The organism is Streptomonospora arabica, assembly GCF_039531585.1.
Classification (GTDB): Bacteria; Actinomycetota; Actinomycetes; order Streptosporangiales; family Streptosporangiaceae; genus Streptomonospora; species Streptomonospora halophila.
Map to the genome: position 1 here is coordinate 190265 of NZ_BAAAQI010000006.1, position 12003 is coordinate 202267.

The following is a 12003-nucleotide window of genomic DNA, read 5'->3' on the forward strand; positions in this document are numbered from 1 at the left end:
GGCCTTCCGGAAAGCCTCAGCGGAACAGCTCGTCGACGGAGTCGACCAGGGCAGCGCGGTCCAGCCAGGCGTCGAGCCGGTCCAGATCGGTACAGGACGAGATGCGCTCCCGCGCCTCCTCCGGCACGGGGATGCCCCGGGATTGCAGAACCCGCAGCACAGCCGTGGCTTCGCCTTCGACCCTCCCCTTTACCAGGCCTTTCGCCTCGCCCCTGGCCTCGCCCTTGGCTTCGCCGATGCCCACGTACTTGCGGGCGAATTCGCTCTGGTAACTCTCAGTGGTTCGCATGAGTTCGTCCCAATTCCGTCGAGCCGCGCCGGACAGCGCCGTGGCCACGAAGTCATAGTAGAGCTTGAACAGTTCCTTAGGCACGGAATACAGAGCTTCGGCGCAGGCCACGATGGTGCGCATGTCCTCCCCGCCGTGCGCCAGAGCCGAGAGGATCGCCAGTTCGGGCACGGCGACGGCTTCCTCGACGGAGGTCACCACCGGTGTCCGGTCCTCGCCCAGTACCAGCGGAACCAGGTGCCAGTTCGGGTGGCCCATGTCGATGGGCTGGCCGGCCCACTTGGCTGTGGCCGGGTCGGGGCACATCACCAGCAGGACCGCCGGGCACTCCAGGCGGGAGCGCAACGTGGCGAGGTAGACGGGCCAGGTGTAGCGCTTGCGCTCGTCGGTTCTGCGCTGGACCTCGGTCACCACCGCCAGCCGGTCGACTCCGGCGTTTCTGAGTACGACGACCCCGTCGGGGCGGTACTCCCGGGGCTGGTTGTCGGTGCAGTCGCCCGAGGCCAGGTGGGTCTCGTCGTAGTCGGGGACGCAGATCCCGAAGGAGCGCTCCAGCAGCAGCGCCGCCAGTTCGGGGCGGTTGCGCAGGAACTCCAGCGGCATCTCGTGTTCGGTGGTGGGCATGGCAGGAAGCTACCGGGGGTGTGCGCGCCCCTGCGGGCGATTCCGCGAATCCGCCGGGGATGCCGAAAAAGCCCCGGTCACCGGGGCCGTCCGAATTGCCAAGGCGGCGTGTGGGCCGCGGCGCCACCGCTACCTCCCGCGCCGCCGGCGCAATTGCGCGGGTGCGGACCTGGTCGGCGACCTGGGCGGACGTGTCCCCCTCCGGCGGGTGCGGGCCGGTGCCCCCACCCGTCCGAAGGCGGCGCGGGTGCCGGCGCCGCCCCGACCGAAAAACCTCCCCTTTGCGCCGCGCGAGCAGCGCCGGCGACACATCGTCCGGATGTCGTCGGCGCGGTCGCCGAGTCCGGCGCCAAGGTGACCATCGTTTGAGCCCGGGGGCTTCGCCACCGGGGACGGCGCGATCCCGGATCCGCTCCACGCCGGGCCCATGGCCCGGACCGACCGGCTCACGACCTGAGCCGACGGGCAGGGCCCCTCGGCGGAGGCTCAGCAGGCCGCACAAGGCGGCTCGGTGACCGGGCCGGAGCCGGCGCGGTCGCGCGAAGGCGAGACCCGGTTCAGGACGGCCCGGACGCGGCCCTGTGGCGGCCGCACTCGGACATCCTCATGGTTTCTGAATGTTCAGAATTTTCTGAAACTTGGATATGCTGGGCCGGATCGCTACCGCAGTGCGGGGGCCGCGACGGCCCCCGCACGCCGCCGTGAGGAGTCACCGTGCCCTGGTCCGACCGCGGCGCCGGCTGGAAGGCCGGCCTGCCGCCCGTGCGCTGCCCGCGCATACTCGTCCGCCGCCGGCTGGCGATCCCCCTGCCCGGCGGCGGCCGGCTGCTGGCCGACCGCTACCATCCCGCCGACGACGAGCGCGCCCCGCTGGTGCTGATGCGCACCCCCTACGGCCGCCGCTCCGGCGCCTGGACCGCCCGGCTCATCGCCAAGCGCGGCTACCAGGTGCTGATCGTCGCCACCGCGGGCACCGGCGGCTCCAGCGGCCGCTTCCGCGGCTGGCTGCTGGACCCGGGAGAACCGGGCGCGGTCATGGACTGGCTGCGCACCCGCCCCTGGTTCTGCGGGGCGATGGCCACCTGGGGCGCCAGCTTCCTGGGCTACACGCAGTGGCAGATGGGCGCCGAGGCGATCGGCGAGTGGCGCGCCGCCCTCATCCAGGACGCACCGCCCGAGGTGTACTCGACCTTCCTCTACCGCGGCGGCGTCCTGGCGCTGGGCGACTGGCTGCGGTGGGCCCAGCAGATGAGCTCGCTGGGCCGCGCCGGCGGCGACCCCTCGCTGCTGCGCGGTGCCGCGGCCCTGCTCCCGGCGCTGCTGCGGGGCCGGCGCGCCAACGCGCACCTGCCGGTGAGCGAGGCCGACCGGGTCCTGGCCGGGCACAGGATCGACGTCTTCCAGGAGTGGCTCGCCCACCGGCGCCCCGGCGCGCTGTGGCAGGCCATGGACCACACCGCCAACGCCGAGCGCCTGCCGCCCCTCGTCCACCTGGCCGGGGGCTGGTACGACCCGTTCCTGCCCGGGGTGCTGGAGGGCTATGCGGCGCTGCGCTCGGGCGAGAGCGGCGCCCGCCGCAGCGTGCGGCTGCTGATCGGGCCCTGGACGCACGGGTGGGGCCTGTTCACCCGCACCTACATGAGCGAGGCCTTCGCCGTTCTGGAGCACGCCCTGCGCGGCGGCCGAGCGCCCGCTGAAGGCGTGCGGGTGTGGGTGGGCGGCGGCGCCGGGCGCTGGCGCGACCTCGACGCCTGGCCGCCGCCCGAGCGGACCCCGACACCGCTGTTCCTGCACCCCGGGGGCCGGCTGGGCCGCCAGCGCCCCGGCGCGTGCGCGCCCACCCCGCTGCGCTACGACCCGGCCGATCCCACCCCCTCGGTGGGCGGTCCGGTGCTCTTCGGCGGCGGCGCGAAGGACAGCCGCACCCTGCTGGGCCGCGCCGACGTGGCCGCATTCGCCGGACCCGAGTTGGAGGAGGCGGTCGAGGCGGCGGGCCCGGTCTCGGCGCAGGTCGACGTCTGCTCGGAGCTGGAGCACTGCGACGTGTTCGTGCGGCTGTGCGACGTGGACCCGCAGGGCCGGTGGGTCCACGTGTGCGACGGCGTCGTGCGGCTGGAGCCCGGCGGCCGCGGCGGCGAGGAGGCGGGCTCCGCCGGCGGCGCGGGGCGGGTGTACCGGGCGCGGGTACGGATGTGGCCCGCGGCCCACCTCTTCGCCCGCGGCCACCGCGTGGGGGTGCTGGTGACCGGTGGCGCCCACCCCCGCTACGAGCGCAACCTGGGTACCGGCGACCAGTCGGGCACCGCGATGCGAACCAACGACCTGCGCATCCTGCACGACGGCGCGCACCCCTCGGCGGTGGAGCTGCCGCTGAGCACCGCGTGAGGGCACGCGCCGGGGGCGCGCGGCGTCTAGGCTGCCGGTGTGGACGCTTTGGCCGGCCTTCTCGACGGGCCCCGCGCGCGGGGGGCGTTCCTGTGCCGTGTGGCCATGGACCCGCCCTGGGCGGTGCGGGTGCAGGACCGCGCCCCGCTGTCGCTGGTGGCCCCGCGCCGCGGCGAGACCTGGGTGGTGCCCGAGGGCGGCGAGCCGTGCCGCGTGCCGGTGGGCGGGGCGGCCCTCATGCGCGGGCCCGCCCCCTACACCTTCGCCGACGACCCCGGCACCGCGCCGCAGGTGTTCATCGAGCCCGGGGAGCACTGCACCACGCCCCAGGGAGAGCCGCTCTCGCAGGTGCTGGGGCTGGGGGTGCGGCTGTGGGGCAGCCGCGCCGACGCCCACGCGCGGCTGCTGGTGGGCACCTACCGCATGGGCGCCCAGATCGGCCACCGGCTGCTGAGCGCGCTGCCCGCGGTGGTGGTGCTGGACGCGGGAGCCTGGAGCGCGCCCCTGCTGGGCGACATCGACGCCGAGCTGGACCGCGACGAGCCCGGCCAGGACGTCGTGTTGGACCGGCTGCTGGATTTGCTGGTGATCTCGGCTCTGCGCTCCTGGTTCGCCGAACCGGGACGCGCGGTGCCGGGCTGGTACCGCGCCCAGGGCGACGCGGTGGCCGGGCCGGCGCTGCGGCTGCTGCACGAGTCGCCCGAGCGCCCCTGGACGGTGGCCGAGCTGGCGGCGGCCGCGGGGGTGTCGCGGGCGACGCTGGCGCGCCGGTTCACCGAGGCGGTGGGCGAACCGCCGATGGCCTATCTGACCGGGTGGCGGCTGGAGCTGGCGGCGCAGCTGCTGCGCGAGCCCGAGGCCACCGTCACCGCGGTGGCGCGGCGGGTCGGCTATGCCACGCCGTTCGCGCTGAGCGCGGCGTTCAAACGGGTGCACGGCATCAGCCCGGCCCAGCACCGCGGCCGCGTCGGCGCGGCGCCGGCCGGGTCCTGAGCACCGGCCGCGGGCGCGCGGGCGGGGGTGTGCGTCAGGTGTGCTCGCCGGGGTAGGCCACGCCGATGCGCTCGCGCGCGGCGTCGAGGGCCTCGGCGATGCGCACGCTCTCCCGCCAGCTCATCAGCGGGCTCTGCCGCTCGCCCGCGCGCAGCCGCCGGTGGACCTCCATGACCTCGTACTCGAACCCGTTGGCCGTGTGCGGGTAGTCGTAGCGCTCGGGGTCGGCGCCTTCGCGGTGCAGCACCAGCCCGGTCGGGCAGAACCAGTCGGTCAGGGCGATGCTGCCGCGGGTGCCGACGATGTCGGCGCGGCGCGGGATGGGCGCCTCGATCGAGCAGCTGAGCACTCCCAGGGTGCCGCCGCTTCCGGTCACCGTCATCGCGACCTGGGAGTCGACGCCGGTGGGGGCCTTGTGCGCCTGGGCCTGGATCGAGGTGAACGCGCCCAGCACCATCGAGGCGAAGGCGACGGGGTAGACGCCCACGTCCAGCAGCGCTCCGCCGGCCAGGTCCGGGGAGTACAGCCGGCCCTGCGGGTCGTAGTCCATGCGGCCGCCGATGCCGGCCTGGACCATGCGGATTTCGCCGATGGCGCCCTCGGCCAGCAGGTCGCGGACCTTGTGGGTGGCGGGGGCGAACCGGGTCCACATGGCCTCCATGAGGAACCGGTCGGCGCGTTCGGCGGCCTCGACCATCGCGGCGGCCTGGCCGGCGTTGACGGCCAGCGGCTTCTCGCACAGTACGTGGCGCCCGGCTTGCAGGCACTGCACGGTGGGCTGGTGGTGGATGTTGTGCGGGGTGGCGACGTAGACGATGTCGACGCCCTCGTCGGCGGCCAGATCGGCGTAGGTGGCGTGGGCGCGGGGGATGTCCCAGGTGCGGGCGAAGCGGTCGGCGGTGGCGGCGCTGCGCGACCCCACCGCCACGACCTCGGCGTCGGCGACGGCGCGCAGGCCGGTCATGAAGCGGTGGGCGATGGCGCCGGTGCCGAGGATGCCCCAGCGCACGGGGGTCTGCGGGGAGATGTCGTTGGTCACCGCAGCAGCCTATTCCAGGGGTGTCGGGGGCGGAGGGGGCGGGCGCACGCCCGCGGGGGTCGGCACGGTCGGGCGCAGCGGGCCCGCGGCGGGTGGCCGCGGCAGGTGCGGGGCAGCCGAAAGGAGCGGGCGATGGCGGACTGGGACGACGTGGTGGCGCTGGGGCGCGGGCTTATGGAGGTGGAGGAGTCGACCTCCTACAACACCCCGGCGCTGAAGGTGCGCGGCAGGCTGTTCGTGCGGCTGCGCAGCGAGGCCGAGGGCGCCCTGGTGGTGATGTGCGGGCTGGATGAGAAGGAGGCGCTGCTGGCCTCGGGCGATCCGGCGTTCTTCACCACCGCGCACTACGACGGCTACGGGGCGGTCCTGGTGGACCTGGAGCGGGTGGGGCACGGCGAGCTGGCCGAGCTGGTGACCGAGGCGTGGCGGATCAAGGCGCCGGCGCGGCTGCGGCGGCGGTTCGACGCCGGCCAAGCGCCCGGCCCGTGACCGGCGGCGGTCGAGGCCGCGGTCGGGGCGGTCAGCGGCGCCGGCACCGCGCGGGCGCCGCGGCGGGGATGTGGCGCAGGCTGTAGGCGCACACCGCCGCCCAACCGGCGGCGGCCGCGCCGATCTTCAGCCGCTGCTCGGCGCGCGGCAGGCGGGTTCCGAAGACGACGGCGTCGCCGAGGTCGCTGGCCACGCGCGCGGCGGTGGCCGCGCGCATCGCCGCGGGGCCGGGCGCACACAGCATCAGCGCGCCCAGCGCCATGTCGCGCACACCGATCGCATACATGAGCAGCCTGATGTCGTGCGGGACCTGCCCGTCGGGACCGGCGTGGCCGCTGGGGCGGGCCATCAGGTGCGGGCGGGCGATGATCGCGGCGCTGAAAGCGATCGTCACCGCCCCCAGCAGGCGGGGGACGAGCATGGCGCCTCCTCGTGGCGGTCGGGTCCGCACTCTGTGGGGCTTGTGCCCGCAGCCCGCACCGGCCACACCGGCCGCGGCCCACAGCCGCCGGGCGCGGGGGAAAACCGCTTGCGAGGCGTGTGCGGCGCTGGTGGGCTTGGGCGGTTCCGCTTCTACCGCCGACCTGCCGACAGGGGTGACATGTTCAGCGACGCCGACGTCGAACGCTTCGTGGACGAGGGTTTCGTGCATCTTCCCGGAGCCGTGCCGGAGGCGGTGACCGCGGCCTGCCGTGCGGAGCTGTGGCAGGCCAGCGGCTGCGACCCCGAGGACCCCGCGACCTGGACCCGGCCGGTGGTGCGGGTGCCGGGGCTGTCCAGCGCGCCGTTTCGCGAGGCCGCCAACACCGACGCGCTGCACGCCGCCTACGACCGCCTCGCCGGCGAAGGCCGCTGGCAGGCGCCCCCGGGGCTGGGCACCTTCCCGCTGCGGTTTCCCAGCAGCGAGGACCCCGGCGACGCCGGATGGCACCTGGACGCCGGCTGCACCGACGACGCCGGCGGCTACCGGGTGACGCTGCGCTCGCACGGGCGGGCGCTGCTGATGCTGTTCCTGTTCACCGACGTGGCCGCGGCCGACGCGCCCACCCGCATCCGCGCGGGCTCCCACCGCGACGTCGCGCCGCTGCTGGCCGGATTCTCCGAGCCGCCGGGGCGGGAGTGGTTCGACCTGTGCGGCGAGGCCGTGGAGGCCAGCGCCCACCGCCCGGTCGTCGATGCCGTGGGGCGGGCCGGCGACGTCTTCCTGTGCCACCCCTTCCTCGTGCACACGGCCCAGCCCCACCACGGCAGCGCACCGCGGTTCATCGCCCAGCCGCCGCTGGCGCCCACCGCCCCCCTGGACCTGCGGGCGTCGGAGCCCACCCCGGTGGAACGCGCCGTCCAGCAGGCGCTGGCCGGCGCTTAGGACGGGCGTGTCCGGGGGGGTCTGCCCCCGGGAGGGCTTCGCGTTTCCCGCCGCGCCGGCCGGATGCCCGGGGAAGGCACCCGGTCGGCGCGGCCGTCCCACACGGCTCCGCCGGGCCGCGCCGGGGCGCAGGGGAAATCGGATGGAGGCCCGCGGCCGGGCCGGAGTAGGATCGGCCGGTCGCCGTTCTGCGGCGCCGCGGGCGGGGGCGGGGTGTGCGAAACGGGGGTGCCGATGCTGGTCGATCCGCAGGAGGTCGCGGCCTTCTGCCTGGCCGCGCTGCTGATGTCGCTTGCGCCGGGCCCCGACATGATGTTCATCACCGCCACCGGCCTGTCGTCGGGGCCGCGCGCGGGGCTGCTGGCGGCGGTGGGGGTCTCGGCCGGGCTTGCGGTGCACACCAGCGCCGCCGCTCTGGGGCTGGGTGCGGTGCTGGAGGCCTTCCCGGCAGCGTTCACCGCGGTGCGGATCGCGGGCGCCTGCTACCTGGTCGTGCTGGCGGTGCTGGCGTTTCGCGACGCCGTGCGGGCCGGGGCGGCCGCAGGCGCCGCGCCCCGGGCCGCGGGCGGCGCGGGGCGGTTGCGGGTGTTCGTGCGGGCGATGCTGACCAACCTCGCCAACCCCAAGGTCATCGTGTTCTACCTGGCGTTCTTCCCGCAGTTCATCGACCCCTCGCGCGGGCACGTGGCCGCCCAGTTCTTCCTGCTGGGGGCGCTGTTCATCATGGTGGGGCTGTGCGTGGACGCCGCCGCGGGCCTGCTCTCCGGGCGGCTGGGCGACGCGCTGCGCCGCCGACCCCTGGTCCAGCGGGTGCTGCACGCGTTCTCGGGCACCGTCTTCGCGGGCTTGGCGCTGCGGTTGGCCGCCGACTCCCGCTGAGCCCGTCCGGAGGCCGTCGGGTCTCTAGCGGGGGAACAGTTCGAAGGACACGGCCGCACGCCCGCCGAAGCGCGCGGCGGTGTCGCCGGTGGCCCGGCCCAGGAACCCGCGGACGTAGGTCTCGGGGTCGGCGTCGGTCAGGGCCTCGATGTAGGCGCGGTGCTCCAGCAGTGAGCGCACGGCCCGCTCCATTCCGGGTCCGGCCTCCACGGCGTGGGTGGGCCGGGGCGAGGCGGCCACCGCGACCCAGCGCACGCCCTCCCACGGCGGCAGGCCCTGCTCGGCCAGCTCCGGGAAGATCCACCGGTTGCCCGCGTCGGCGGCGGCGTCCAGCACCGCCCGGCCCACGGCCCTGTGGTCGGGGGTGTTCCAGGAGGTGCCGCCGAAGGTGTCGCGGTGGTTGAGGGTGACGACCAGTTCGGGGCGGTGCCGGCGGATGGCGGCGGCCACGTCGCGGCGCAGCGCGGGGCCGTACTCGACGACGCCGTCGCGGTGGTCGAGGAACTCCACAGACGACACGCCCACGACGGCGGCACTGGCCCGCTGCTCGCGCTCGCGCACCTCGGCGGCGCGGGCGGGTTCCATGGTAGAGATGCCGGCTTCGCCGCGGGTGGCCAGCAGGTAGGCGACCTCGCGTCCGCCGTCGACCCAGGAGGCGATGGCCGCGGCCGCGCCGTACTCCAGGTCGTCGGGGTGGGCGACGACGGCCAGGGCGCGCTGCCAGTCGGCGGGCATGGGTTCGAGCCGGTCGGTCACGGCGGGTCCTTTCGCGCGGTAAGCCGGGCGGGTGCGGGCCGCGCCCGGTGGCGGGCCGGCGCCAGCCTATGCCCGAGCAGGTCACGGCCGCCGTCGATCGCGATCGGGTGGCCGCGTCGTCCGCCGGGGCCCGGGGGGGTCGGGCACCGCGGCGACCGGCGCGCGCCCGCCGACTCGTCCGCGTGGCGGCTCCGCTCGGTGTCGCAGGAGCGCGGGGGTGCGAGGCGGTCGGTGCGCATCGCCCGCTCCCCTTTCGCGCCGGTCCGGGCGGCCCTTGAACCATCGTGGCGCGCCGGTCCGGGCGGAGCCGGCCGGGATTCTCGCCCCGGGAACATCCGGGGGCGCCCTCAGGCGGTCAGCGCTGTTGCCGCGCAGGCCAGTGCCGCGACCGACAGCGCCGCCCGCAGCACGTTCCAGCGCACCCAGGCGGCTTCGAAGGCCCGGCGGGCCCGGGCGGCCCGGGCGGGGTCGGCGGGGTGCCCGGCCCGCTCCAGCGCGTTGTTGAGCGGCACGTTGAGCGCCATCGTCACGGCGATCACCACCGCCACCAGCGCCAGCGCCGCGCCCAGCCATGCCGCCGCGGCGCCGTCGGCGCCCAGGTGCACGGCCGCGGCCGCGGCCAGCAGCACCGGCGTGCCCGCGAAGACCACGGCGAAGACCGGGTTGAGGATGGCGGCGTTGATGCGCTGCATGGCTTCGACGAACGCGGTGTCGCCGGCGCGCGCCAGCCCGGGCATGACCGCGTAGGCGAAGGCGGTGAACAGCCCCGCGAACAGGCCGGTGTCCACCGCGGCCGCCACCAGCGCCGCCTGCCGCACGATCTCAGGCACCGGTCGCCTCCGTGCGGGCGGTGTGCCAGGCGCCGGCCGCCGCGGCGCCGCGGGCGAAGTCGGCGAAGTCGCGGGGCTCGCGCCCCAGCGCCCGGCGGACGCCGTCGGCGGTGGGGGTGTTGCGCCCGTCGAGCACCTCGCCCAGCAGCGCGGTCTTACCGGTGCCGCCCAGCACCAGCGTGGTGGATGTGCGGGTGTGCGTGTCGGTCGTCATGGCAACCAGTCAACGCCGCCGGGCGGGTGCGGGCCATGGCCGACATGCTCGTCGGCATACGCGCGCGTCTCACCGGGGCGGTTGGCGGCGCGGCCGCCGTTTGGCATGCTGCGCGCATGCGGCGCAGCTATGTGGTGACCGGAGCCGGGCGCGGGATCGGGCGCGCCATCGCCGAGCGCCTCGTGGAGGACGGCGGGGCCGTGGTGGCGGTCGACGCCGACGAGCAGGCGCTGCGGTGGGCGGCGGATCGGCCGCAGTTCCTGGCGGCGGTGCCGGGCGACGCCGCCGAGGAGGCGGTGGCCGAGGCCGCGGCAGAGGAGGCCGAGCGGTTCGGCGCCCTGGGCGGCTGGGTGAACAACGCCGCGGTCTTTCGCGACGCCGACCTGCACGCCACGGCGCCCGCGCGGATGACGGAGCTGATCACCGCCAACCTCGCGCCCGTGGTGACCGGGTGCGCGGTGGCGGTGCGCCGGTTCCTGCGGGCGGGCACCGGCGGCGCGATCGTCAACGTCTCCTCCCACCAGGCCCAGCGCCCCGTGCCCGGCGCCATGGCCTACGCGAGCGCCAAGGCGGCCGTGGAGGGCCTGACGCGGGCCCTGGCCGTGGACTACGGGCCGCACGGGGTGCGCGCCAACGCGCTGGCGCTGGGGTCGGTAGCGACCGAGCGCTACACGGCCCTGCTGGCGGGCCAGGAGCCCGGGCAGGCGCTGCGCACCCGGGAGCAGATGGCGCGGCTGCACCCGCTGGGCCGGGTGGGTGAGCCCGAGGAGGTCGCCGACGCGGTGGCCTACCTGCTCGGCGACCGGGCCGGGTTCATCAGCGGCGCCGTGCTGCCCCTGGACGGCGGCCGCTCGGTGCGCGGGCACGACCCCGAGGAGGCCTGAGCTTGGTTCTCAACCTGGTCGGACGTGGTGCTCCTGCAGGCTGACGGCGCGTTCGACGGTCCTTCCCACGTCATGGCGCGGTGCCCGGCCCCGGTTCGTCGATCCCCGTGGACGCCCGGGACCCGCAACCGGGGGTCGAGGCGCACCGGCGCGACAGGCCGCCCTCGCGCGGACGTTGCCACGGGGCGGGCCGAGCGAAGCCGGGTGTGGGCGGCGGTCACCAGCCACCTCCACCGGTCGGCCGCCTCGGGGCTGCGCAGGCGCGGGCACCGTCCACCCCGGCGTCTGCTTGAGGACCCGAAAGGTGCTCCAGGTCGAAGCGCCGAAGGAGCGCCCTGCCGGAGACGGTCCGGCAGGGCCGCGTCGCTCCCGGTCGCCGAGGACCAGAGCCGCACCGGCGGGTCGGCCTCCGCGCTCGGCGGCGACGCGCTGACTGTTGCGGGGTCGTCATCGTGCCGGTGCACGCGGCCTCCCTCGCACTCAACGCGCACACCCGCTTACCCGGCAGTCTCCGAGCCGGGGGCCTCCGGCTCCGGCAGGGTGGTCGCGGCGTTCGGCGGCCGCGCGGCCGCTCCGCAACCGCAGGCGGGAGGCGGGCGGGATCGGCGGGTATCGCGGACGGAAGCTGTCCGGGTGTGCTCCTAGAGTCGCGGCCATGGACACCGACACCACGTCCGCACCGGTCTTCCGGTATGCGGCCGTCACCTTCGACTGCCCGGACCCGGCCGCGCTGGCCCGCTTCTACAGCGGCCTCCTCGATCTGCCCGCGGTCTTCTCCAGCGACCACTTCGTCCTGCTCGGCCGGGAGGGCGAGGCGGGACTGGGGTTCAACCGGCTGACCGACTACCGCCCTCCGACCTGGCCCGACCCCGACCAGGAGAAGCAGGCCCACATCGAGCTGGGGGTGGACGACCTGGACGCCGCACAGGCCCACGTGCTGGCCCGGGGCGCGTCCGCGCCCGCGAGCCAGCCCGACCCCGACCGCTGGAGAGTGCTGCTGGACCCCGCCGGCCACCCCTTCTGCATCTCCACCCTGGTCTGACCGCACAGCCGGCCCGCGGCGCCGGGCGGCGCGGCGGGCCGGCGGCGCAGCCCGGCCACGCTCGGCTGCCGGCCCGGGCCTTTGCGAAGCTCCGGTCGGTCGTGGGACCGTGCGGCCCGCCGAGGACGCCACCGGGTTCCAGACGTCGGCGCGCCGCGGGGTGGCGGAGCCGACCTTCGCCCGGCCGGTGCGCCACCGCCGCCTGGCCCGCGA

At 76.0% G+C, this 12003-nt stretch carries 13 protein-coding genes; 7 read left to right on the plus strand and 6 right to left on the minus strand.

Translation table 11 applies throughout. The features are described from left to right. Positions 1–16: 16 nt before the first annotated feature. Positions 17–913, minus strand: coding sequence for an RpnC/YadD family protein (locus ABD284_RS12790; RefSeq protein WP_344143106.1), 897 nt, complete (start codon positions 911–913; stop codon positions 17–19). A 714-nt stretch (positions 914–1627) separates the two neighbouring features. Here ABD284_RS12790 and ABD284_RS12795 point away from each other — a divergent pair. Then, positions 1628–3298, plus strand: a complete 1671-nt coding sequence (locus ABD284_RS12795; RefSeq protein ID WP_344143107.1) for a CocE/NonD family hydrolase — start codon at positions 1628–1630, stop codon at positions 3296–3298. A gap of 39 nt (positions 3299–3337) precedes the next feature. Continuing rightward, positions 3338–4291, plus strand: a complete 954-nt coding sequence (locus ABD284_RS12800) for an AraC family transcriptional regulator (protein ID WP_344143108.1) — start codon at positions 3338–3340, stop codon at positions 4289–4291. Between the two features lie 34 nt (positions 4292–4325). Here the strand turns inward: ABD284_RS12800 and ABD284_RS12805 are convergent, their stop codons facing one another. Then, positions 4326–5330: a Gfo/Idh/MocA family protein gene (locus ABD284_RS12805; protein ID WP_344143109.1), complete on the minus strand. Its 1005-nt coding sequence runs from the start codon at positions 5328–5330 to the stop codon at positions 4326–4328. A gap of 132 nt (positions 5331–5462) precedes the next feature. Here ABD284_RS12805 and ABD284_RS12810 point away from each other — a divergent pair, with 132 nt between their 5' ends. Then, a complete protein-coding gene (locus ABD284_RS12810; RefSeq protein ID WP_344143110.1) occupies positions 5463–5819 on the plus strand; it encodes an MmcQ/YjbR family DNA-binding protein in 357 nt (118 codons plus the stop codon). A gap of 31 nt (positions 5820–5850) precedes the next feature. Here ABD284_RS12810 and ABD284_RS12815 read toward each other — a convergent pair whose 3' ends face one another. After that, the gene (locus ABD284_RS12815; protein WP_344143112.1) at positions 5851–6240 is read right to left on the minus strand and encodes a hypothetical protein; all 390 of its coding nucleotides are present in this window, start codon (positions 6238–6240) and stop codon (positions 5851–5853) included. A gap of 180 nt (positions 6241–6420) precedes the next feature. Between ABD284_RS12815 and ABD284_RS12820 the strand changes: the two genes are divergently transcribed. Then, the gene (locus tag ABD284_RS12820) at positions 6421–7185 is read left to right on the plus strand and encodes a phytanoyl-CoA dioxygenase family protein (RefSeq protein ID WP_344143114.1); all 765 of its coding nucleotides are present in this window, start codon (positions 6421–6423) and stop codon (positions 7183–7185) included. A gap of 234 nt (positions 7186–7419) precedes the next feature. Continuing rightward, positions 7420–8064: a LysE family translocator gene (locus ABD284_RS12825; protein ID WP_344143116.1), complete on the plus strand. Its 645-nt coding sequence runs from the start codon at positions 7420–7422 to the stop codon at positions 8062–8064. A 24-nt stretch (positions 8065–8088) separates the two neighbouring features. On the opposite strand, the gene ABD284_RS12830 is transcribed toward ABD284_RS12825, so the two are convergent. The 3 genes from ABD284_RS12830 to ABD284_RS12840 form a co-directional block, all read right to left on the minus strand. After that, positions 8089–8820: a PIG-L deacetylase family protein gene (locus tag ABD284_RS12830; protein ID WP_344143117.1), complete on the minus strand. Its 732-nt coding sequence runs from the start codon at positions 8818–8820 to the stop codon at positions 8089–8091. A gap of 347 nt (positions 8821–9167) precedes the next feature. Next, positions 9168–9650 (minus strand): anthrone oxygenase family protein, encoded by a 483-nt coding sequence (locus ABD284_RS12835; RefSeq protein WP_344143118.1) that lies wholly within the window; start codon positions 9648–9650, stop codon positions 9168–9170. After that, entirely contained in the window at positions 9643–9864 is a 222-nt protein-coding gene (locus ABD284_RS12840) for a hypothetical protein (RefSeq protein ID WP_344143119.1), read from the minus strand. Before ABD284_RS12840 ends, ABD284_RS12835 begins: the two co-directional genes overlap by 8 nt. 116 nt (positions 9865–9980) lie before the next feature. On the opposite strand from ABD284_RS12840, the gene ABD284_RS12845 reads away from it, so the two are divergent. Together ABD284_RS12845 and ABD284_RS12850 are read left to right on the plus strand one after the other, a co-directional pair. Further along, entirely contained in the window at positions 9981–10748 is a 768-nt protein-coding gene (locus ABD284_RS12845) for an SDR family NAD(P)-dependent oxidoreductase (protein WP_344143120.1), read from the plus strand. Positions 10749–11403: 655 nt separating this feature from the next. Next, positions 11404–11790, plus strand: a complete 387-nt coding sequence (locus ABD284_RS12850) for a VOC family protein (protein ID WP_344143121.1) — start codon at positions 11404–11406, stop codon at positions 11788–11790. Positions 11791–12003: the final 213 nt, after the last annotated feature.